Here is a 23,635-nt window from a genome sequence, read left to right as displayed (position 1 = left end):
ATTCTATAAAAAACCAGCATATATATGCTGGTTTTTTTTGGTTTAGAAGAAACACTATCTTAGTAGTTGTACACCACCAAGAGCTACACCTGGGTTCTTCCCTTTGCTATCCAGATTTTCTACTTCATATACCCATTTTAGGGTCGTGGTATCGCCTGGTAAATCAACTTGGTGAATACCGTAGCGGCCTACCTTAGTGCCTCTAGGTACACTGACTGAAGAAGAACCGATAGAAGGTAAGCTAGACCACTAATTCCCTGATTTTGCTAACGCGCCATCAATAATATTGTCACCAACGCTATATGCCTTCCATACTTCAGTGCCATTCGCGAATAATTTAAGCGTACCTTTTGGTACGTCTTGAGCACCAGTCCAGCCTTTTCCAATAACAGCGGCTCTAAAACGAATGGCCTTCCAGCTTTGTCCGCTTTCAGCTGTAACTGACACTTCAGGCTTTTTATCTTCACCACCAAGGTAGAGGTGACCTTCCCAGTTAGTGATATCGGCAGGGTTTTGTGTCCAACTATGATTAAATTGGTCAGTTGTATTGCCATCATCCCAACCAAACAGACAATCCCCATTCTTAGTGACTGTACATTGAGGGTACTTAGCACCAGAGTTTGCTTCAGCATAACTGAAAGATAAGTTCTGAATACCCGTTTTGAGTGAGTTACGAACAGACCATACTTTTCCGGTTTTACCATCAAAATCAATGCGCCAATATAAAACATCGCTTGCTGGGTCTAGATTGACAGTGTGTGAACCTGAAGCAGCAGAACTAGCACCTGATTGAACTTCTAACCAAGTGCTATTATCTGTACTGGTATACACTTTGTAAGCACTTGATTTAGATACTTTCCAAGTGAACTTATGGTTACCCTTGAATGGGAACGATTGTCCATTATATGGTCGCGGTGTATACGCATACTTTAAGCTATCATTAGCAAGTGCCACCATGTCACCATCAGACAAAGCAAATGAGCGCATCTCGATATTATCAACCAAGATATTACCTGCTTTTTGCTCAGACTTTATATTAGCTGTAGCATCTTTGCCAGCATCCATCCAAGGCTTAGAAATGATCAACCCTTGGCTTGTGCCCGCAGACAAACGGCTACCCGCCCCCCCAAACACCCGCATAACCATCAGCCAACTCCATGTCATCGCTTTCTTCTTTACTGCGACTGTAGTTGTTAACTAGCGTAGCTTGCTTTCCATTAACCCAAATAGAAACTTTTTGAGTGGTACGATCAACACGCACTGCGACAGTATTCCATTGACTGAGGTTAAGTGCCTCTTTGGTTGTAACAGACACCTTTCTAAGGTCACTTCCACCCGCATAAGCAGCAAGTTGACGCGAAATCATGAACCACTCTAGTGTTCCTTCGTTCGTTAACTTAAGTTGGAACCCATCAACCCAAATGCCCTTACTAACGAGATCAATTGGATGTTCTAGCTTGACTTTAGGTTTCACTTTGAGTGACAAAGTAAAATCGTCTTCACCGAAATCGAAATCATGTCCGTAGTGGAACTTATACTTATAAGATTCCTGAACATCGTTCTCTAGTAAGTTAGATTTTACTGACTCGTAAGCACCTAGTTTTAGTGTTTTCGAATTCGCGTAACCTTGGTTAACCCAAACTTCAGAAACTTCCTGCTTACTCGACTCTTTTACAACAGCAACTTGTCCTGCCAATCCTGTTTGAGCGTTCACCATCCATAAGTCATCAACAGGTGCGTCTTCAAAATCGAAACGAGCATATAGATCTGGAGTCGTAATCTTGACATGAACAACGTCACGATCGAACAGTTTCTTGCCATCAGTAATGATGTAGTGGAACTCATCCTCACCAATAAAGCCTTTTGGTGCTTTATAGGTGACTTTCCCATTTGTGATACTGAGCTCAGCACCTTGTGCCGAGTATTTATCAACGTTGTGGATAGAAATCTTATCGCCATTAGCATCTACGTCATTTTTCATGACATCTAATGCCGTCGTGCTATCACGTTTTACACTAAAGTGGTCAATTTTAGCCGAAGGAGGCAGAGGGTAATCCGCAGGTCCAACAAGATTTCTTCTTAGACGGTTATTTTTATAAATATTGAAATTGATATCGTCAACGTGCGCTTCACCACCTTGAATTCCGTGGCCTTCAGCAGAAGTACTATGCCCTGTGCCTAAGTAGTGCGCGGTTTCATGCAATACAACGCCATCAGCACCAATGATGTCACCTGGAGAGCGAACAATACTTCCGAAGTTTACACCTAGAATCCAGTTACCTTTCAGCCACAACATTCTATGTTTAAGGTCCCAACCTCGCGTTTTTCTTTGTTCATCCCACCATTTTATAGCAGCGACTCTAATGGGTTCATTCTCGTGTTGGTACCCCGAAGTCTTACAAGCGTCATGAGAAGCGCTTTTTTTACAAGTTTGGTAATGGTCGTCCAGATAGCCCCAAGTTTCTATCAACACATCATTGACAGAGAAACGTAACAAAGCATCTCGACTCAAAACATAATCAACCAAGTTAATGTAGTAGTCGACGAGCACCATCGCATCATCCAAGTTGCTATCCGCTTCTTGAACAAACGCTTGGTAAGAGACATGAACTGCCACTTTTACTTGGTGCAGCTGAACTTGCGTTTTGTCTTTAGCAATTAAGTTATCTAAACCCGATGTTGGTGCACTCGGGTGCTCATCTACGGTTTTAATTGCTTTTTGCATGTTGTCTAAAATTGCAGACTGCGGCGTAACCGAAGCTAAGTTTTGAGCTGTTGCTGTTAGCTTCTTAGCGGAAAGACCGCTTATGATGTCCGCTTTTTCAATTGTCCATACTCTTTGACTACCACGGAACGCTGTCACATAGAGTTTATTTTTACTGGTCAGTGCGGCAATAACTTGCGTATTCTCGTCACTGGTATCAACACCACGATAAACACGGATATCAGGGGTATTAATTGTACTTGCTGGAGCATGCCCATTAATACGGTGATCCCAAAGATATACTTTCATATCGGGCTCTCGGATCGAGTAACGATGGAGCTCTAAAGTACGCTTTTTACCATTAACCGTAATGGCTACTGAAAGATCCGGGGGTGATGCTTTCGTAGGCTTATAGACCATAGGTTTATGGCCTTCGTTTTTGCTATCTTTGCACCCACCAGCCATGACTACCGCTAGTACCACAAAACATAGACTTAGTATTTTCTTCATTCTATGTGGTTCCTTTATATCGACCAGTCTAAACATGAATAAAAACCATAGTAATAGCAATGAATTACGTTGAACAAAACAACGCCAACGTACAGTCGTTTCAAATGGAAATGCCGAAAAATCCCTTAAATCAAATTTTCGAAACTGTTAGTTATAAATCGTTTTAATAAATTCTAGGTTTTGAGTTGTATCAACCTTATATGAAAGGTATAAATACTGGAGTTATTATTACCTCCCTCTCAATTGACATGGATGAAGATTATGTTTGAAAAAGTGTTAGCAGCTCCCGCCGATCCTATTCTCGGCCTTACTGAAGAATTTAAAAAAGACTCTCGTGAAGAGAAAATTAACCTTGGTGTTGGCATCTACAAAAATGAAGATGGTCAAACGCCAGTACTTAAAACAGTAAAGAAAGCAGAAGCTGCACTTCTTGAAAACGAAAAAACCAAATCTTACCTAACGATTGAAGGTACCGCTGAATACGGTCTAGCGGTTCAGAAACTGCTTTTCGGTTCAGATGCAGAGATCGTAACGTCTCAACGCGCTAAAACAGCACAAGCTCCAGGTGGTACAGGTGCACTTCGCGTAGCGGGTGAATTCATCAAGCGCCAACTGGGTGACGTGAAAATCTGGATCAGTAACCCAACTTGGGCTAACCACAACGGCGTTTTCGCTGCTGCCGGAATCGAAACAGCTCAATACAGCTACTACAACGCAGAAACAAAAGACAAAGACTTCGCAGGCATGGTTGCTGACCTAGAGAAAGCTTCTGAAGGCGACATCGTTCTTCTTCACGGCTGCTGTCATAACCCAACAGGCATCGACCCAACAACTGAAGAGTGGGAAGTACTGGCTAAGTTAGTTGCTGAGAAGAAACTGCTTCCTCTATTCGATTTTGCCTACCAAGGTTTTGCTAAAGGTGTTGAAGAAGATGCAGCTGGCCTGCGCATTTTTGCTAAATACAACAAAGAGATTCTTGTTGCTAGCTCGTTCTCTAAGAGCTTCGGTTTGTACAACGAGCGTGTTGGTGCATTCACATTGGTTGCAGAGTCTGTAGATGTTGCAACAACAGCATTCTCTCAAGTTAAGAGCATCATCCGCTCTATCTACTCTAACCCACCAGCGCACGGCAGTGCTGTCGTTACTCACATCCTTGGTGATGCTGATCTACGTGCAGAATGGGAAGCAGAAGTAGCAGAAATGCGTGACCGTATCCAAGAGATGCGCGAGCTATTCGTAACGACACTGAAATCTGAAGGTGTTGATGCAGACTTCACATTCATCGAGCGCCAAAACGGCATGTTCTCTTTCTCTGGTTTAAGCAAAGAGCAAGTAACTCGCCTGAAAGACGAATTCGCTATCTACATTGTCGGTTCTGGCCGTATCAGCGTAGCGGGCATGACGAAGTCAAATATGGGTCCTCTATGTAAAGGTATCGCTGCGGTTCTTTAATCGAAAAGCGAAACCTGCACTTGCAGACCAATAGATATCCAAAAGCCAGCAATTAAGCTGGCTTTTTCGTGTCTCGACTTTCAGTTTTAGATACTTTGTAAGTTAATATTCTAAGAAAAATTCCACGCCCAGCTCATTGGTTCGTTCACTACGAATCTTACCTTCGCCATTTCTGTGTTGGTAAGAGCCACCAATCGCAAATTTGTTGGTCACTAAATAGCGTAAACCTAGGTGGTAGACTTCCTCGTCAAACAAGTCACTGCGATTCACTTGTACACTGCCGTTCGCTATCCAACGTTTCGCAAAGCCATAGTTGAGTTCCGCTTTTATTCCTTGGATAAACTCCGTGTCAGACGAGCGAGTAATGTTAGTTCCATTATCTTCGACTTCCCCCTTAGTAATACCAAGCAGGTAGTAAGCCACTATATCTAGATCTCGCTTAATACTGTAACGGTACCCAATGCCCGGCATAAGGGTATCCATTCGAGTTGTTGATTCATCTGGGTGAATGAAACGAGCACTGTAGTCACCCAACAATAGCCAATCATCCGTTATCGCATAGCTAATACCTAATCCATAGGATGATGCATTGTTATTGCTGCCTGCATCTTCATTCAAACTTCCCGAATGAGCGGTGGCGTATATATGGTCATAATCAAGAATATCCACACTGTGAGTTTCGGCCCACGAACTTGAAGAAAACATAAAAATTGCAGACACTAAACTAAGTTTCCACTTCGGCATTCCTATCATCCTTTAACTGTCACCCTATTATTTGAAAGATTAGTCTATCCCTAAGACTTTAAAAAGGTTTTAGCTCACAGATTGATTTGTGACGGCAAAATATTATCAAATGTTGTACCATGAAATCATACAAACCAATGGATGATCATTATGGATGCTGAGTTATTAGAGATTCAAAACTTTCTGGCACAATACCCCCCTTTCACAGAACTCCCAGAGGAGATGTTGGCGAAAGTGACCAGTAACGTCGAAATTTCTTATTACCGCCAAGATACCCCTATCATTCACTTTGGTGATCAGATTAACGACCTTTACATTGTTCGAAGCGGCGAAGTAGAAGTCTATCGTCGTAAAGGTGAGCTCTATAACCGGCTGGATGAGGGACACTTATTTGGCCAAATGGGGCTACTCACCAACAATAAAGTTCGCTTCCCGGTAAAAGCAACAGAAGACACCCTACTCTACTGTATCCCTGAACCTATTTTCCAAGAACTCTACGACAACTATGATTCATTCGCTGACTTTGTCGAAGTAGAAGATAATGCGCGACTGCGTCAGGCTAACTCAGACAGCAACGACGCTAACGATCTAACCACGTCAAAGGTAAAGACGCTGCTGACTAGCGAAGCGCCAATGATCGAAAAAACACGAACCATCCAACAAGCTGCTACCATGATGGCACAAGATAATGTTTCATCTTTGCTGATCATCGACCCGGATATTGTTGAAGATGATGAAGACGATTCTACGCCCGTTATTGGCATCATTACCGACCGTGATCTGTGTACCCGAGTTTTAGCAGAAGGACTCGATCCATCGGATGAAGTATCAAGTGTAATGACAGCAGAGGTTATCTCGCTCGATCATAATGCCTATGTCTACGAAGCCATGATGACCATGCTTCGCTACAACGTGCATCACCTACCAGTACTAAAAGACAAGAAGCCTATTGGTATTATTGAAGCGACCGATATTGTACGTTACGAGTCTCAAAACTCGCTGTTATTGGTAAGCAGCATCTTCCAACAGCAAAGCATCGAAGATCTTAAAGTCCTTTCTGAGCAAGTAAAAGACAGCTTTGTGCGCTTAGTTAACGAAGACGCCAACGCCCACATGGTGGGTACCGCAATGTCGGTAATTGGCCGTAGCTTTAAACAACGAATTATTGAACTAGCCGAAGATAAACTCGGTAAAGCGCCGATCCCTTATTGTTTCCTCGCGCTCGGCTCAATGGGGCGTGATGAGCAGCTGCTCGTTACTGACCAAGATAACGCAATTATTCTTGATGATACCTACGATGAGAAAAAGCACGGTAAGTACTTTGAAGAGCTGTCGACCTTCATTTGTGATGGCTTAGACCAATGTGGCTATGTGTACTGTACCGGTGACATCATGGCCACTAACCCAACTTGGCGTATGACACGTCGACAATGGGAAGAATGCTTCGCTGATTGGATTGATGATCCAAACCCGAAAGCACTGCTGAACGCCTCTATCTTCTTTGATTTAGATGGTGTTTATGGCCGCTTAAAATGGGCAGAACAGTTAAATAGTTTTATTGTAAGACGTGCGCGTAAGAACAACCGTTTCTTGGCGTGTCTTGCTCGTAACGCACTCAACCGAACACCGCCTCTGGGTTTCTTTAAAGATTTCGTAATGGAGAAAGATGGTCGTCATAACAACTCGATCAATCTTAAACGTCGTGGTACCGCACCACTTGCCGATCTAATCCGTGTTCACTCTTTAGCCGTCGCATCTCGCTCTAAGAACTCATTCGAACGTTTAGATGACATTATCGACGCAGGTATTTTGCCAAAAGGTCGAGCTCAAGACTTGAAAGATGCGATGGAATTCATCTCTTTAGTTCGTATTCGCCACCAAGCACACGATGTCGACAACAACATTGAGCCTGATAACAACATTGAGCCAGAGAACCTTTCTGACTTCGAGCGACGTAACCTGAAGGATGCATTCCAAATATTAAGTAATGCGCAGAACTTCCTTAAGTTTCGTTATCAAGCTAGCAATAAGTTTAAGTAGGCGCTATGAACAAACTATTCAGATCACCTGCAGTCGATTGGCCATTTAAGTTTGCTCAGAAATTGGAACGAGCGAGAGACGAGCGCTTAAAGCAATTTTATAGCCAGCCTCTTCCTGCACCTGATACGCCATTATCAGAAGTGACTTTCTTAGCTGTCGACTTTGAGACAACGGGTTTAAACCCAAACAAAGATGGCATCATTACCATTGGTCTAGTTCCGTTTACGCTAAATCGAATCTACCTAAGACAAGCCAAGCACTGGACCCTGAGACCAAAGCAGAAATTGGAAGAAGACTCGGTTGTTATCCATGGCATCACTCACAACGACATCATTGATGCGCCAGACTTAAGTGAAGTATTAGATGAGATCTTAGAATCAATGGGCGGCCATATCCCAGTCGTTCATTATCGCCGCATCGAGCGTGATTTCTTGGATAACGCGTTGAAGGTCAGATTAGGTGAAGGAATTGAGTTTCCAGTCCTCGACACGCTCGAGATTGAATCTCAAATCCAAAACAAACTGGCCGGCGGTCTATGGAATAAGCTAAAAGGTAAGAAGCCTGCGTCAGTAAGGCTTGGTCAGAGCCGTCGTAGATACCACTTGCCTGACTATACTCCGCATCATGCGTTAACTGATGCGATTGCGACAGCGGAGCTTCTACAAGCACAGATTGCGCACCATTTTAGCCCTGATATGCCTGTTAAAGATTTCTGGTTATAGCTAGATAAACTAGTCGCTGTTAGTTACTGACTAATAAGTGCTCACCTCAGAACTAAAAACGCTCACATCTTCTAGATAGTGAGCGTTTTGTTTTGCGCATGATTGTCTTTTAAGCATGAATAGAAAGTCTACTCGGCTGTCGGGCCAACCAATCTCATTTCCCAATCTTCAACTTCGCCAGTTTGAAGTCGACGTTCTACGAGCGTGCCCCAAGATTCCACTAGAGGCAGCTCCGCCAATTCTCTAAGCTCTTGTTTATCCAAACAACCCGTGAACACCGCACCCATAACCCGGCTTAACGGCCATTCTGGGTAAGGTCTTTCACACAGGATAATCTCGTCGCCGGAGCCGATATCACCCTCTTCCAAAACACGGAAGTACCAGCCAGTTCGAAGGGTGTCTTGTAGCCTTTTCGCCATATCATTTTGATCGAATCGTACATTGAGCTTCCAACAAGGCATACGACCTTGTGAAACTTCCAGCAAGGTTGAACCAATTCGAATCTTATCTTTTAAACAAATGGAAGCTTCAGTCACCCCACTTGAACTTATGTTCTCACCAAATGCACCTTCAGATTGGAAGATTGCTTTGTCGCCCAACTCCTCCTGCCAAATTAAGTAGTGCTCGCTTGGGTAGATATGAAGGGCTTTCTGAATACCACCATGAAAGCGAGGGTCGCCTTGCTCATCGTTAATAAATCCAAGCTCAGTGGTGTATTGGCGCTCAGATAAAACCTGCTTATTGATAGCACTCTGTGTACCGTGAGCAAAAGCAACAACCTTACCGCCCAAAACACTGTTTACTGTACCTAACTTCTTCATACCCTTCCTTTTCAGCAAGTAAAAAAAGAGGAGCTTTCGCTCCTCTTATTGTGAAATACGCCTTAATTAAGCGTATTTCTCTTCAAAGTTTTTCATGAAACTGACTAATACTTGCACGCCTTCCAGAGACATCGCGTTGTAAAGTGATGCTCGCATCCCACCTACCGCTCTGTGGCCTTTTAGTGATTTCAGACCAGCAGCATCAGCCAACTCTAAAAACTTAGCATCTAGCTCTGGTTTCGCTAATTGGAATGGCACGTTCATTCTTGAACGGTTTACTGTATGAACATCGTTTCTGTAGAAAGCTGAGCTATCAATCGCATTATAAAGCAGCGCAGCTTTCTCTTTGTTCACTAATTCCATCGCTTCAACACCACCTTGAGCTTTCAACCACTTGAATACGAGGCCTGATAGGTACCAAGCATACGTTGGCGGTGTGTTGAACATTGAGTCTTTTTCAGCAAGTACTTTGTAGTTAAGAATGCTCGGCAATACGTCGTTTGCTAGCTCTAGCAGATCATCACGCACGATAGCAATGCAAATACCAGCAGGGCCTATATTCTTTTGAGCGCCAGCGTAGATAACACCGTACTGAGACACATCGATCTTACGAGACAGAATGTTAGATGACATATCCGCTACGATTGGCTTATCCGTTTGAGGAAGCTCACTGATTTCAATACCATCGATGGTCTCATTTGGACAGAAATGTACATACGCCGCTTCCGGGTCGATTTTCCAATCTTTAGCTGGAACAACCGCTGCTTTGCCATCAATTGACGTCTTGGCGTTGAATACATCGATTTCGCAATATTTGCTCGCTTCAGTCACTGCACTTTCTGCCCAGTAACCCGCATCAATGTAAGTCGCTTTCGTCGCGTCACCTAAAAGGTTTAGAGGAACAGCAGCGAATTGAGCACGAGCGCCCCCCTGACAGAAAAGAACTTTGTAGTTGTCTGGGATGTTCAGAAGATCACGTAGGTCCTGTTCGGACTCGTCAGCAACTTGAATAAATTCCTTGCTGCGATGGCTGATTTCCATCACGGAAGTCCCTAAACCATTCCAATCAATAAAGTCCGCCTGCGCTTGTTTCATTACCGGTTTAGGCAGTGCAGCTGGGCCAGCACTGAAGTTGAATACGTTATCTAATGTAAGTTCCATGGGGATGATTGCTCCTGCTAAATAATAACTATGCAAGTAATACCATGTTTTACCCAACATAAAAACAACAAAAGAGGTCTTAAGACCTCTTTTGTTTTGTACCGTATAAAATGTTTAAGCTGAACCTGCTAAATCACCCTATCAGTATTCAGCCTTGTTCTGTTTATTGAACAAAAACCGGCATAAGTAGAGCGATTAATGGAATTTCTTGTCCATTTTCGAACACTAGGTTTCCATTTTCTAAGTCAGCGCTGATTTCATAACCACTTTCTGTTTCCTTGATCATTTCCATCACAAGCAATTCATCAATACCTTCACGGATGAATGGGTACTCTTCAACAAGCTCATTTGAGAAGCTAGAGTGAACGTTACCCTTTAATGCAGGTACAATCATCGAAGGATTACTGCTGATGTTTTCGGTTCCTTCCGGTACGCTCACTAACCACTTAGATTCGAATTGACCCTTACCTAGTTCTAACGACATATTGTTCATTGAAAGGTCGAAGCCTTTAGCGAACAAGATATCGATAAATGGAATGATCTCGGCAACGTCTTCTTGCGTCATTACTGGATTAGATTGGTAAATCTCAAAGATTTTCTCAAACGATTCGCTATCCAATTTAGACATTTCGAAATCGACGTTTAGGTTGTTCAACTGGCCTTCACTGGTCTCGATGTTTGCGATATCCAGCTTAAGGTTGCTGCGCAGACGCTTAGTCGCTTCATCTAGATGTGATTCAAAATCGTACTTAGAATTTTCAATGGTCATGAAAGGCTGCATTGCAGAGTCTGTAACCAAGAAGCTATCGATAGTAAAATTCTGAGAACCTAACCAGTAGCCTTTCGCTTGTTGACCTGAACCTACACCTTTTAGGTTTGACAGTGTTACCTCTTCACCGGTTTCAAAATCAATTTGAACTGAAGGGATTGAAAGCTCGTAATCAACTTGCCCTAAAACAGTGGCATGGCCAGACAGATTCGATTTCGTGATTGATACCGAAGTACCATTCTCATCAGAACCTTGATGATTGAACTGGCTTAACTCGAAGTTAAAGTCAGTGTTGCCGTTTAGCTCAGTGCTAGTTGTCAGAGTTAGAGGCAGAATATCAGTATTATCAAACGTCGACAGTGCATTCAGGCTCACCAAACCGTGGCTAACCGCACTATTGATGACAAACTCACTCGGCAGCCCATCAATCGCGAGTTGTTCTTTCAGGCTTTCATCGGTCACAGTTAGGCGAGTAGTTACGTTAGAAGACAGGTAACCTCTATCGTACTCCACGATCTCCGCTTGAATGCTTGAATTGTTAAGCTTTGCAACACCATCGGTAATGGCATTTTGTCCAATTTGGCCAACCGCTAGTGGCCAACAAAGTGCCAATGAGATTGCGCCGCCAATTGCACCAATTTTTCTTAACTGTTCCATGAGTTCTCTTTCTACACGTGTCTGTTTTTTTTAGTCTAACCCATCAGTAGCAAACAAGAAACATTGAGTTAAATCAGTCTATTGCTCGATACTTCGATTGCCTCAATAAATTAGCGGCTAGCTCTCATCCTTATTAGGCGATTCTTGCTAGGCTTGAGACGTCGCTACTATTAAGGTTGAGCTGTGAATCAATACGCTGTTATCTGTTTGGACAATAATCCGGTTAGCATTGAAAGAATACGTTCGGAGCTGGCTCCGTTGGCTTCTGTATTCGATATTTATACTGCCGAGAACATAGAAGACGCACATCACGCATTAGAAGATATTCATGATCACAACCAAACCGTAGCCTTGGTGATCACTCATCATCATTCTGAATTTAATGGCGTGCAATTTCTGATTGAACTCGAACAGCTGCCCCATAGTAATACCGCAAGAACGATATTAGTCAGCGCTTCGTCAGACATTCAATCCATTCTAACCGCTGTAAATGAAGGCAGGCTCAACCACTGTCTAACCAAGCCGGTTCAAGATCAGGTTCTATTCAAATCAGCGCAAAAAGAGCTGACTTCTTTTGTTATCCAATACGACTCAGAAAACCTGTTGTCTTACAGCGACGCACTCGACCAGCAGCGCTTACTCAGAGCGCACATTGAACAAAAGATTCACTCTTTCCAATCGGGTTTCATTCACGATTACCACCAGCTTTCGGATAACGCCCTTGCAGAGCGTGTCGTCAGTGCCTTACAAGAAGTGTTTTCAAAAGATGATAAAACCAAGGCCATTCGTGACTATTCCCCCGAGCATTTGCTCACTGTGGAAGGCGAAGACAATCGCTTTTTATGGCTGATCATTGAGGGTGAAGCGGCTCTTTATAAGAAAGATGAACTTGGGCAACAACGGGAAGTGGTACGTCACTCCAAGGGGAACATTGTCGGCGGGATGTCATTTGTGACAGGTGAGCCTTCGTTTTCTACCGCGATCACCCTAACGCAAACACGCGTTATCAAGCTGGATAAAGATAGCTTTGCTCAGGTGATGCATTCAAACAATACCCTGCTGCCTTTATTTACCAATCTATTGCTTCGTCATTTCAATAGACGTTTGCAACGCAGCATCACCAATAAGATCAAACTCCAGCAAACACTGGAATCGTTAGAATCAGCCCATCAACAACTGATCGAAAAAGAGAAAATGGCGATGCTTGGGCAGCTAGTCGCGGGAGTCGCACATGAGCTAAATAACCCGATTGCAGCCATATTAAGAAGCATCGAAACTCTGTCAGAACATCTCGACCAGATATTGGCAAACCTATCCGTTCCAGAGTCCAATAAAGGGACTGACGTACTGGCACATTCAAAGTTAGCTAAGCCACTATCGACGGCTCAAGAAAGACTGCTCGTAAAGCATCTTACGTCGACGATTGATGACCGTGCTTTAGCAAAAAAAGCCGTGAGACTAAACCTAAGCCAAGACTCTGCGGTTCTAGATACCTTAAAAGGCTCCCCAGTCGCAGGCAAAGAGCTACTTAATGACTTAGAGCATTATCACTATGTTGGAAACTCTATCCGCTCAATTCAAGTTTGCAGCAAACGTATTGCCGATATGGTCAAAAGCCTAAAAAGCTATGCCCGAGAAGATGAAGAGGTTCGCCACTACGCGGATGTTCACGAAGGACTTGAAGATACCTTAGTGATCTTTGAAAACAGGCTCAAACACCACCAACTAGAGAAGCATTACGACACCGACTTGCCGCCTCTATTGTGCCAGTCGCTCTCGCTGCAACAAGTGTGGACCAACCTTCTCTCTAATGCACTTGATGCTCTTTCAGAGCGAGGTAAAGTATCTATCACCACGTTTCAAAAAACTAAAGGTGACGACACGTTTCTTGTGGTGCAAATATCGGACACTGGACACGGTATCGCCAAAGAAGACATCAACACTATTTTCAACCCAAACTTTACGACAAAAAAAGAAGGCAACTTCGGTTTAGGGATTGGGTTATCCATTTCTCAACAAATCATTTCGGCTCATCAAGGTTTTATTTTGGTGGAGTCTGAGGTAGGCAGCCATACACACATGCAAGTGTGGCTTCCATTCAAACAAGAAGGAGCACCTCATGAATAAGTACCTAATTTTATGTGTCGATGATGAGCCAGAGGTTCTCAACAGTGTCCTTCAAGATTTAGCACCATTTGAAGACAATTTTATTGTTGAAGGAGCCGAATCGGTCGATGAAGCTAAGCAAGTGATTAAAGAAATGGGACAGGAAGGTATTAAACTCGCCTTAATCTTGTGTGACCACATCATGCCTGACAAAACGGGTATCGATTTTCTTATCGAACTTAACCAGCACGACTCTACAAAGCCAACACGCAAGCTGCTGCTCACCGGGCAAGCTGGGCTAGAAGATACCGTCACAGCAATTAACAACGCGGCGCTTGATTTTTATATTTCAAAACCTTGGCAAGGCGATCAACTTAGAGACACGATTACTCAACAACTGACAGACTATGTCATTGCAAACGACAAGCAGTTGTTAAACTGGACTTCCATTTTAGATACTGAGCGAATACTGACATCAATGTCAGACAAGCGAACTAGTTTCAGTGAATAGCGATAGGTTGGTAAATAGAGGTTGTTTGCTGAATAGTGATTAGATGATGAATAGCGATTAGTTAGTCGCGATGCATCTTTGACACTAAGTGTATTTTGTATAACAGCGAGTAAATTAAGTGTATCTAATAGTTATCGATAACAAGTGAATGGATACTAGATTTTGTTAAATAACCCTAAAACATGAGATCTCTGTAACAGAGCAGTACTTTACTTGCTTATTTTTTAGCTAAATGACAAATGAATAGCATTTTTATGGGTTACTTTTCCGCGAGTTAGATTAAACTGTCTCAATGTTTATGGTTTGGCTGTTTTTTATCAAACCAAAGGGATCAACACTAATAAAGGTTTACGGTCGTTATGCGCAAAATTCTACTTACTACCGCTATGCTATTGGCTTCTAGCCAAGCACTAGCTGTCGATGGACAACCAAATGAACAAGCACAAGTAATGAGCAACTTTAGCTACGATTACTTTGACGCTCGTATCGGTGCGAGCCCAATTACATTTGGTGGTGCGTTCAGTAAGTCAATCCACCCGAATGCTCACGCAGTAGCGCGTATCGATTCAGAATTTGAAGGCGATTACGACTCTGCTGTAGGTCTTGGTTTCCACGCTCCAATTAACAACTGGGCAGATCTAACGGGTGAAATGCTAGCTCGTATAGTTCAACCAGCAGCGAAAAGCTCTCCTGATGTTGGTATGGAATTCAACGTTGGTGTTCGTCAATGGCTTGGCCCACAACTAGAAGTTGGCGGCAAAGGCGGTTACGTTTCTATCGATGATAAAGATGATTGGATCGGTTCTGCTTACGTTCGTTTCCACTCTACAGAACTATTCTCTCTAGGTGCAGAAGTTCGTATCAATGATTTCTACGGTGATCAGTTAATGTTCACGACTCGTTTCAAGCTTTAAGTAAAACGAGAAAGCTCTTCATATGGGCTTAGCCTTTAAACGGGCTAGATAGAAACAAAAAACCGAGGAAATCCCTCGGTTTTTATATATAAACAGTAATCTTATGCATATACAGGCGATATCTTTAGTGGCAGCTCTTTAATAATTGCTGCTTGCGTGGCTCTTGTAATAGTTTCCAGTGAATACCATCAATTGCACCCGCAAACTTCCAAAGTAATTTTAGGTCAACATCGTTTCCGTACGCTTCGCGAACCTTATTAAACACTTCAGATGCACCCAACTGCATAAACATTGAAACATCATCCACTCCAGCCTTTTTAACCATGCGTTCTAACGTCAGTTGCATGTTAGGCAAATCCCTTAATCTACGGCTCGCAGATGATTTTTTGAAGCTACGCTGCTGAATTGAATTATCGATTGAAGTACGAATAATACTATCCAATTCAGGATGCTCAGACGTAAAAAGATCCGTGATGTCGTAGTAATTCACGGTTGCTGTCGTCTGCTTTTTTACGTGACGATACTTTTCACAATCAAGCCCCGTCAGCTTTTTATCTAATAACTTCCCACCTCGAATGAATACACAATCTTCACTCAACAAAGCGAACATAGCGTCATTTTGAAAGAGGCCAATACCTCCAAACATAGAGCGCTTTTGATGTTCACCAAATTGATTCACGTAATTAATAAATGCTGTCTCGGTCATATCCGTTGATCCTTAATCAAATTACCCCGATTAGGTTGATCGCCAGACAAGCAGCTTTTTATGCGAAAAATTTTAAATCTATTTAATGTTTAGGTGAATATTATGGTTTCGTTTGTCACCTTTGAAATAAATGATACTTCGAAAAGAAAAATAAGTCAGGGCGCAGCTCACATCAATCAGTTGAATATCCTTGCTTTTAATGATTTACATCACATTAAACTATCAAATCACGCCAAGAATTTAATTCTTAGTGATACCCCCGTTCAAGTTATCAAAGCTTATGTGGTTCGATGAGTATTGCCTCGCAGCATCGCGGCTTGTAAAATGGTACGACATACATGTTCTTACTCTTAATATGAATCATTTATCATTTTTCTGGCTACCACAAAATAAAGCTCTTCTCCTTAAGGGCCTAGAATCCGAGTTTGCCCAACTTGTTGGACATTCCATCTCAGCGGGAAAAATAACTCTTCCTCCGATTCCTGAGGTTGTACTTAAAATTCAAAAGCTATGTACTCTTGAACCAACAGGCGTCGCCGAAGTTGCCGAGTGCTTACTTGAAGACCCAGGGCTGACAGCAATCGTGATCAGAGTTGCTAACTCAGTTGTCTTCAACAGACGCAATATTACTTGTGTCGATGTTATGACGGCCGTATCGCGTCTTGGTATATTGAGAGTGCGTGACATTGTCACGGCTCAGGCTATTGAACAACTTAAACATTCCGTCAATTTGAGTAAAGAGTGCAACGAGCTATTGGTTCAGAGTGCTTCTGTATCAAAAGAACTCGCCGCAACTATGGTGTTAGTCACTAACCTATTTAAAGAACTATCCCCTACCGAATACCGTTATCTAGAGCATGAAAAGTCACTACTTGTTGGGTTACTTGCAGACATTGGCTTGTTCTGTTTGGTTAGTGAATATCACCTCTACCTAGACAACGGGAACTATTTAGATCACGACATCGCACTGCAAATATTCCAAGGCCAATGTTCAGCAACCAGTAAGTTGGTCCTTAGACGCTGGGGTTTCGACAGCGACTTTATCGATGTGTGCAGCAACACCATTAATAATCACGAAGAGCGCGAGGTGTCTTACCTTGATATTGCGCGAATAGCTAACCACCTACTGATGTTTAGAAACAAGGATGAGAACATTGATGAGCACGAAGTAGAACTAAACGTGACAGGAGCGGAAGTACTTTATAAATTAAGCAACTTGAGCAAACAGGATTTTAATGCAAAGCTAAGTGACGTGATCAATACTAGCGGCTTCTAAGTTACTGTTAAATTGCTAGTAAATGCAATATGAAGTCAATGCAATGGGGAAAGCATGTTTACAGGGATGATCTTTATATTTGCGCCACTCGTCGTGGGGTATCTTTTTTCAATTTCGAACGCTCAGACGCTAGAATTTATCAACCGCTCTACTTCGCGGTTGATCTACGTGATTCTCGCGTTGATGGGACTAAGCTTAGCCGCACTCGATAACCTAGGCAGTAACCTGCAGACAATTCTTCTATACACGGCCACTTTCTTTGTCTGCTTAAGCGTTTGTAACCTAATGGCGCTACCTGCTATTGATAAGTTACTGCCACTCCAGACAGACAGCTGTAATAAGAAACTCCCCCTGTCTTCTATGGCGATGGAGTCTGCCAAACTCATATTAGTGGTCGGTTCCGGCCTTATTGCGGGTTTAGTTCTGCCTATTGGCCTTGATTGGGTTGATACCGCGAGTGAATGGATTCTGTTTGTTCTACTGTTCTTTATTGGCATTCAGTTACGCAATAGCGGACTAACACTTCGTCAAATCTTACTCAACAAGCACGGTATGGTAATCGCAATCGCAATCATCGCCACCTCAATGCTTGGTGGTATTATTGCGGCTTATATCCTTGATATCCCTCTGTTCAAAGCCTTGGCAATGTCTTCAGGGTTTGGTTGGTATTCTTTAGCTGGTATCTTGATGGGCGACGCCTTTGGTCCTGTTTATGGCGGCGCTTCTTTCATGCTTGAGCTGTTAAGAGAGTTAGTTGCTTTGGTACTTATTCCTGTGCTGATCCGGAGCTACCCATGCACATCGATTGGTTATGCAGGCGCAACAGCGATGGATTTCACATTACCTGTCATTCAAACCACAGGTGGCGTTCGGTGCGTGCCAGTCGCCATAGTCAGTGGCTTTATCCTCAGCTTGCTTGTCCCGATTTTGATGTTGTTCTTTGTATCTCTTGCTAACTAGATCGCAGGAATAGCGTTTGTTTTAGATTAGAATGCAACTCGAATACCGATGCCCAAGACACCGATACAGTTACCGAAATAAAAAGACACTAAGTGTCATTGCTCAACAAATAATGATCACGGTAATCTGTAACGACAACGTTATAAAAAGAATAAACTTACAAAAGGAACCGCTATGAAACGCCTTTGCGTCGCATTACTGCTAGCTTCAACTTCGACTTTCTCTTTTGCAGCAGATTCAATGTCTGAGACAAATCAGTGCCAAGCAAAAAAATATGATGCGTACATCGACGCCTCTTTAGGTTGGTATGCTGACCTCGCTACATTAACTTCTGAGCAATACCCAGAATTGACAGAAGTAAGCGAGTGGTTCCTAGAAGGTCGTAAGCACCACTTCGAGCTTAATCGCGCTGCGGTAAACTACTACCTTGTGAACGATTCAAGCAAAGTGGCAACAGAGCAACCGGTAGAAGGCTGGCTGCAACTGGAACAACACGACATTAAGACGTTATCAACACGTGATGATGAACTTGGTAGAATTGCGAAAACAACGTTCGACGACCGCCAATCAACACCTCACGCTCAAAACTACGAGCTACGTTCCGCCTTTGCTGAGCTGCTTAGTCACCCTAAGCAAATCGATACAGCACTGCAGCGTTACAACCAGTCGATCGCCAAACTAGAAGCGATTAAGTGTAAATAACCCTTAATTTACTATGCTTTTATGGGAAGTTGGATTTCATAATTAAGACGGGACATTGTTCCCGTTTTCGTTTAGATTATCCCGCTCGCGTCAATATAAGAAAAATAACTCGCTTGCTATGGTTACGGAACAAAAAACAGCAGATGTTAGCTTTGACAGTCTTCTACGTATCTTTACAGTACCAGAAGGCCCAGACTCAACACTCACTCAAATCGAAGACAAACTTTCACGAAACCTGAATCAATTCTTACGTGAACACATTGTGGCTGAAGAAAAGCCATTACGTGAGATTGAGAAAGATTTTTCGAATGCTCATATCCCAGAGCTGCCTGAGTTTGTTTCAGAACATACCGAGCATCTCCTCGATTCTCTTGTATCTCATTCGGTTCATACGTCGTCGCCAAGTTTTATTGGTCACATGACGTCTGCGCTACCCTATTTCCTGATGCCGCTGTCTAAAATCATGATTGCGCTAAATCAGAATCTAGTAAAAATCGAGACCTCAAAAGCTTTCACTCCCTTAGAACGTCAAGTTCTGGGTATGTTACATCGCCTGATATATCAGGATAGCGACCAGTTTTATTCTCGCTGGATGCACAGTGCCAACCACTCTTTAGGAGCGTTTTGTTCTGGCGGTACCATCGCGAACATAACAGCGCTTTGGGTTGCACGTAACAACGCGCTAAAAGCACAAGGTTCGTTCAAAGGTGTGGAAAAAGAAGGCTTGTTTAAAGCCATGAAGCACTACGGCTACGAAGGCCTTGCTATCTTGGTTTCTGAACGTGGTCACTACTCTCTGAAAAAAGCAGCGGATGTCCTTGGTATTGGTCAAGAAGGTCTAGTGTCTGTTAAAACAGATAACGACAACCGCATTTGTACGGACGACCTAAGACTCAAGATTGAACAGCTCAAGCAGAATAAGATAAAGCCTTTCGCTGTCATTGGTGTGGCTGGTACAACCGAAACCGGTAATATCGACCCTCTAAGAGACATTGCAGAAGTGTGTGCTGAATCCGATTGTCATTTCCATGTTGATGCCGCTTGGGGAGGTGCGACTCTAATGTCGAACAACCATCGTCACCTTCTTGATGGTATTGAATTGGCTGATTCAGTCACGATTGATGCGCATAAACAGCTTTATATCCCTATGGGTGCTGGCATGGTTTTGTTTAAGAAGCCAGATGCGATGACCGCAATCGAACATCATGCTCAATACATCCTTCGTAAAGGCTCAAAAGACTTAGGTAGCCATACGTTAGAAGGCTCTCGTTCAGGCATGGCAATGTTAGTCTACGCCTCAATGCACATCATCAGTCGCCCTGGGTATGAACTGCTGATCGACCAGAGCATCAATAAAGCGCGCTACTTTGCTGACCTGATTAAAGATCAAAACGACTTCGAACTGGTTTCAGAGCCTGAGCTTTGCCTACTGACCTATCGCTATGTGCCTGGATCAGTCAAAGCAGCACTACTCAAGGCTAAAGCACCAGAGCGTGTTGAACTGAATGAGCTACTGAATGAACTGACCAAGTTTATTCAGAAGAAGCAACGTGAAACGGGCAAGTCTTTCGTATCGCGAACGCGCTTAAACCCCGAAATATGGGCGCATCAGCCAATCATCGTTTTCCGTGTAGTATTAGCAAATCCACTGACGGGCAACGATATTCTCTCTTCAGTGCTTGAAGAACAGCGTGAAATCTCTAAACTAGCACCCAATTTGATGAGTAAAATCACCAAATTGGTTAAGCTAATCAACGCCTAGCCATTCAATTTTAGTTGCATCAAATTGAAAATTTCTTTCTTTTTGATGTAACTTAGCTGTCAGTTCATACTCAATTTGCATTCTTTTTGCTCTAATCCTCTTCCAATTCTGTAGTTTTCTAAAATTTTGTTGAGGTTTGTCATATTCTTAAGCATTGATGCCGTGTTTTTGTATTAGTGAATAGTATCTTGGGTTTATACTGACTCTATGGTGCTAGTTAGCTTGATATCTATTTGATGCAGTAGAATTTACAATACCGAATGTAAGTTTGGTTTTGTATTTTCTTATATTTGTTTCAGCCATACCCCCTGGTAAAAGATATTAACTAGCAAGTTGTTCTCTATACCCTTGTGAACACTATGAATACATTAGAAAAAATACAAAAAAACCTGGAAAATTTCAGCAAGTCTGAGCGTAAGGTAGCCGAAGTAATCATGGCTTCCCCTCAAACTGCAATTCATTCTAGCATTGCTACCTTAGCGAAAATGGCTGACGTGAGTGAGCCTACAGTTAACCGCTTCTGTCGTCGTTTAGACACAAAGGGCTTCCCTGACTTTAAACTTCACCTAGCTCAAAGCTTGGCGAACGGCACACCTTACGTGAACCGTAATGTTGAAGAAGATGATGGCCCAGATGCTTACACGCATAAGATTTTTGAATCAACTATGGCTTGTCTAGATGTTGCTAAAAACAGTTTAGACGCGATGCAAGTAAACCGAGCGGTTGACTTACTGACACAAGCAAAACGCATTTCGTTCTTCGGACTGGGTGCCTCTTCTGCTGTAGCCAAAGATGCTCAAAACAAATTCATTCGTTTCAATATCCCAATCACTTGTTTCGAAGACATCGTGATGCAACGCATGAGCTGCATTAACTGCAGTGATAACGATGTTATTGTTCTGATCTCTCACACTGGCCGCACTAAAAGCCAAGTAGAGATTGCGAACTTAGCTCGTGAAAACGGGGCGACAGTTATCGCTATCACAGCAAAAGACTCTCCGCTAGATAAAGCGAGTTCTCTGTCTATCTCATTGGATGTACCGGAAGACACTGACGTTTACATGCCAATGGCAAGTCGTGTTGTTCAGATGACGGTTATCGATGTGTTAGCAACAGGCTTTACGCTTCGTCGTGGTTCTGGCTTCCGAGAGAACCTGAAACGAGTAAAAGAGTCACTTCGTGATTCACGTTACGAAAAGTACTCTCAGTTCTAATCTGTTAAGATGTGAGCTTAAGAATTAAATTCAATTGAAAAACGGAGCCTAGAGCTCCGTTTTTATTTGTCCCGCGTTAGCTTAGCTTTCTCGTTATGTGTGCTTTCTACTTTCTGCTATTAGATCGTCCAGCTATTACCTTTCTCTACTACATTATTTTCAGACGCATAAGAGTTGATAATGGTAAAACTCGACTCCGTAACCTGTTCTGGGGCACGTTGAGCACCTTGATTCATCGAGGCTGTCTCATGGTATTCACCTCCACAGTCACACTCCTCACAAACCTGCTGAAGAATATGTACGAGTCGTTCTTGGTTCAGCGGTAAAGGGTTCCCTTTAATCGCCACCGACTTGAGCGCGTCGGCAGACACCTCATCAAACTGGGCTTCACAGACACCAAATTCCAGTAAGCTTGGAAGCTTGAGCGTATCCAACACTTCAGACAACCAAGAAATTGCCTCTTCCTCTGTTGCTTCTACGTTACCTGTCACTATCTGAGAAATTCGCTGATAACGCGCTAGGATGTCACTCCTCTGCTGCTCCTTCGCAGCAGCTATATTCTCTAACATCACAAATGGTGCTAAACGTGCAGTTATCACACTATGAGGAGCCGAGATTTTGCCACCTAGCGCAGAAGCTAAACCATGCGCAGCGCCAAGTTTGGCGTTAGTTATCGCTATTCCCCCTAACATAGAGGAAAACGCGAGATCAGAACGCGCTTGAGGTTCATCGTAGATACACGCCTGAATGACAGAACCACTCAGCTTACGTAAGCCTTCTTCACAGATCATATCAGTCAGTGGGTTCGGTTCACCGCACACATAGGCTTCCATTAGATGGGTAAATGCGTCCATAGCACCTCGCCCCGATAAATACAGATTCGTACCATGAGTTAGGGTTGGGTCAACAATCGCAACGTCAGCCAGCATGTCTGGGTTTCTAAGGCTGATTTTTACTTGGTCTTGCCCTGATTTCAGCACCGCGTTTTTAGTGACTTCTGCACCTGTACTCGCTGTGGTTGGAATCGCAATGAACGGAAGCGGTTTGGTTTTAAGAGGGACATTACGCCCAACGACTTCAACATAGTCATACAAACTACCTTGGTTAGGTAAAACCGCGGCTAACGCTTTGCCCATATCGATGGCGCTACCGCCCCCCATAGCGACAACCATATCTGGCTTAAATCGACGTGCAGAAATAGCAGCCTCCTCAACCATTTTGATATTAGGTTCACCGGATACGGCAATGTGTTGATAGCGCATACTCTGTGCATCGAGATAGTCAGTGACTATTGAAGTGCGCTCTAATGTATTGCCAGTCACCAATAGCACGCTGTAACCGTATTGATTAAAGAGAGACAATGAAGCGGAGAGTGCTCCATCACCAAAGATGATCTTTGTAGATGTCATAAATTGAAACATGGTGCCTCCTGCGCCTATGACCGAACAAAACTGCGAACTCTTGGTTTTTAGGAAATTGGTCTCTTGGATTTCACATTTGAAATTTGAAATTTGATTTTCGTATTTACAACACAATCCCGGCACCCCAAATACGAATGCACTAAAACATCATTACTTCAGACTGCTTACAGAATATGGTTCCATACCTAGATAAAGGATGCCTCGTTCTGCGTTTGATTTTTTTGACAAGGTGCAACTTGTCGCACTAAATATCGACTAAAGTTGCAATCTTAGGGGTAATTCACATATTAATATTGAGGGGAATTCACGATGACAGTGGCCAGTAAACAATACTCTAGCCTTTTATGATTAATATTTGCGCTGATAGGCAAAACCTATCGTATTAAGAGGCAATTCCATCTTTATTTCCCCATGCCATTGAGGCATAGTTGGTTTTAAGAAATTTTGAGTGGCATTCATAATAGAATAGTTAACATAAATGAG

19 protein-coding genes are annotated in these 23,635 nt (G+C 43.0%); 11 read left to right on the top strand and 8 right to left on the bottom strand.

Annotated elements, in window-relative coordinates:
• Positions 1-249: 249 nt before the first annotated feature.
• Positions 250-1,164, bottom strand: coding sequence for a hypothetical protein (locus tag ACED28_RS08560; RefSeq protein ID WP_371709651.1), 915 nt, complete (start codon positions 1,162-1,164; stop codon positions 250-252).
• Positions 1,115-3,214, bottom strand: a complete 2,100-nt coding sequence (locus ACED28_RS08555; RefSeq protein ID WP_371709650.1) for an Ig-like domain-containing protein — start codon at positions 3,212-3,214, stop codon at positions 1,115-1,117. Before ACED28_RS08555 ends, ACED28_RS08560 begins: the two co-directional genes overlap by 50 nt.
• A 261-nt stretch (positions 3,215-3,475) precedes the next feature.
• Here ACED28_RS08555 and ACED28_RS08550 point away from each other — a divergent pair, with 261 nt between their 5' ends.
• Positions 3,476-4,666: an amino acid aminotransferase gene (locus tag ACED28_RS08550; RefSeq protein WP_371709649.1), complete on the top strand. Its 1,191-nt coding sequence runs from the start codon at positions 3,476-3,478 to the stop codon at positions 4,664-4,666.
• Between the two features lie 102 nt (positions 4,667-4,768).
• On the opposite strand, the gene ACED28_RS08545 is transcribed toward ACED28_RS08550, so the two are convergent.
• Positions 4,769-5,410 (bottom strand): outer membrane beta-barrel protein, encoded by a 642-nt coding sequence (locus ACED28_RS08545; protein WP_029223784.1) that lies wholly within the window; start codon positions 5,408-5,410, stop codon positions 4,769-4,771.
• A 150-nt stretch (positions 5,411-5,560) separates the two neighbouring features.
• On the opposite strand from ACED28_RS08545, the gene ACED28_RS08540 reads away from it, so the two are divergent.
• Both ACED28_RS08540 and ACED28_RS08535 read left to right on the top strand, forming a co-directional pair.
• The gene (locus ACED28_RS08540; RefSeq protein ID WP_371709648.1) at positions 5,561-7,450 is read left to right on the top strand and encodes a DUF294 nucleotidyltransferase-like domain-containing protein; all 1,890 of its coding nucleotides are present in this window, start codon (positions 5,561-5,563) and stop codon (positions 7,448-7,450) included.
• Between the two features lie 5 nt (positions 7,451-7,455).
• Complete coding sequence (locus ACED28_RS08535; RefSeq protein WP_012604226.1) at positions 7,456-8,172, top strand: 3'-5' exonuclease; 717 nt, start codon at positions 7,456-7,458, stop codon at positions 8,170-8,172.
• Between the two features lie 128 nt (positions 8,173-8,300).
• Here the strand turns inward: ACED28_RS08535 and ACED28_RS08530 are convergent, their stop codons facing one another.
• The 3 genes from ACED28_RS08530 to ACED28_RS08520 all read right to left on the bottom strand — a co-directional run bounded on the left by ACED28_RS08530 (position 8,301) and on the right by ACED28_RS08520 (position 11,580).
• A complete protein-coding gene (locus ACED28_RS08530) occupies positions 8,301-8,993 on the bottom strand; it encodes an MOSC domain-containing protein (protein ID WP_029222858.1) in 693 nt (230 codons plus the stop codon).
• Between the two features lie 66 nt (positions 8,994-9,059).
• Positions 9,060-10,154: a 3-phosphoserine/phosphohydroxythreonine transaminase gene (gene serC, locus ACED28_RS08525; protein ID WP_371709647.1), complete on the bottom strand. Its 1,095-nt coding sequence runs from the start codon at positions 10,152-10,154 to the stop codon at positions 9,060-9,062.
• A gap of 163 nt (positions 10,155-10,317) precedes the next feature.
• Positions 10,318-11,580, bottom strand: coding sequence for a DUF945 family protein (locus tag ACED28_RS08520; protein WP_371709646.1), 1,263 nt, complete (start codon positions 11,578-11,580; stop codon positions 10,318-10,320).
• A 183-nt stretch (positions 11,581-11,763) separates the two neighbouring features.
• On the opposite strand from ACED28_RS08520, the gene ACED28_RS08515 reads away from it, so the two are divergent.
• The 3 genes from ACED28_RS08515 to ACED28_RS08505 all read left to right on the top strand — a co-directional run bounded on the left by ACED28_RS08515 (position 11,764) and on the right by ACED28_RS08505 (position 15,111).
• Positions 11,764-13,707: an ATP-binding protein gene (locus ACED28_RS08515; RefSeq protein ID WP_371709645.1), complete on the top strand. Its 1,944-nt coding sequence runs from the start codon at positions 11,764-11,766 to the stop codon at positions 13,705-13,707.
• Positions 13,700-14,197: a response regulator gene (locus tag ACED28_RS08510; protein ID WP_017096722.1), complete on the top strand. Its 498-nt coding sequence runs from the start codon at positions 13,700-13,702 to the stop codon at positions 14,195-14,197. Before ACED28_RS08515 ends, ACED28_RS08510 begins: the two co-directional genes overlap by 8 nt.
• Before the next feature lie 359 nt (positions 14,198-14,556).
• Positions 14,557-15,111 (top strand): hypothetical protein, encoded by a 555-nt coding sequence (locus tag ACED28_RS08505; RefSeq protein ID WP_009847060.1) that lies wholly within the window; start codon positions 14,557-14,559, stop codon positions 15,109-15,111.
• A gap of 124 nt (positions 15,112-15,235) precedes the next feature.
• Here ACED28_RS08505 and ACED28_RS08500 read toward each other — a convergent pair whose 3' ends face one another.
• The gene (locus ACED28_RS08500) at positions 15,236-15,817 is read right to left on the bottom strand and encodes a TfoX/Sxy family DNA transformation protein (protein WP_009847061.1); all 582 of its coding nucleotides are present in this window, start codon (positions 15,815-15,817) and stop codon (positions 15,236-15,238) included.
• A 355-nt stretch (positions 15,818-16,172) separates the two neighbouring features.
• On the opposite strand from ACED28_RS08500, the gene ACED28_RS08495 reads away from it, so the two are divergent.
• The 5 genes from ACED28_RS08495 (at position 16,173) to ACED28_RS08475 (ending at position 21,731) form a co-directional block, all read left to right on the top strand.
• Positions 16,173-17,093, top strand: a complete 921-nt coding sequence (locus tag ACED28_RS08495; protein ID WP_017096721.1) for an HDOD domain-containing protein — start codon at positions 16,173-16,175, stop codon at positions 17,091-17,093.
• 54 nt (positions 17,094-17,147) lie between these two features.
• Positions 17,148-18,053 carry a lysine exporter LysO family protein gene (locus ACED28_RS08490; protein WP_009847064.1) on the top strand — a complete coding sequence of 302 codons (906 nt, stop codon included), beginning with the start codon at positions 17,148-17,150 and terminating at the stop codon, positions 18,051-18,053.
• 174 nt (positions 18,054-18,227) lie between these two features.
• Positions 18,228-18,755, top strand: coding sequence for a hypothetical protein (locus ACED28_RS08485; RefSeq protein ID WP_009847065.1), 528 nt, complete (start codon positions 18,228-18,230; stop codon positions 18,753-18,755).
• 118 nt (positions 18,756-18,873) lie between these two features.
• A complete protein-coding gene (gene panP, locus ACED28_RS08480; protein WP_009847066.1) occupies positions 18,874-20,517 on the top strand; it encodes a pyridoxal-dependent aspartate 1-decarboxylase PanP in 1,644 nt (547 codons plus the stop codon).
• Positions 20,518-20,876: 359 nt separating this feature from the next.
• On the top strand, positions 20,877-21,731 hold the full coding sequence (locus ACED28_RS08475) for a MurR/RpiR family transcriptional regulator (RefSeq protein WP_004734686.1): 855 nt from the start codon (positions 20,877-20,879) through the stop codon (positions 21,729-21,731).
• Between the two features lie 119 nt (positions 21,732-21,850).
• Here the strand turns inward: ACED28_RS08475 and ACED28_RS08470 are convergent, their stop codons facing one another.
• Positions 21,851-23,152: an iron-containing alcohol dehydrogenase gene (locus ACED28_RS08470; protein WP_009847068.1), complete on the bottom strand. Its 1,302-nt coding sequence runs from the start codon at positions 23,150-23,152 to the stop codon at positions 21,851-21,853.
• Positions 23,153-23,635 lie beyond the last annotated feature (483 nt).

Source organism: Vibrio sp. 1F253, from assembly GCF_041439295.1.
GTDB classification, from domain to species: Bacteria; Pseudomonadota; Gammaproteobacteria; order Enterobacterales; family Vibrionaceae; genus Vibrio; species Vibrio tasmaniensis_A.
The sequence above is the reverse complement of the archived record's forward strand: the minus strand, read 5'-3'. Positions and strand labels throughout refer to the sequence as shown.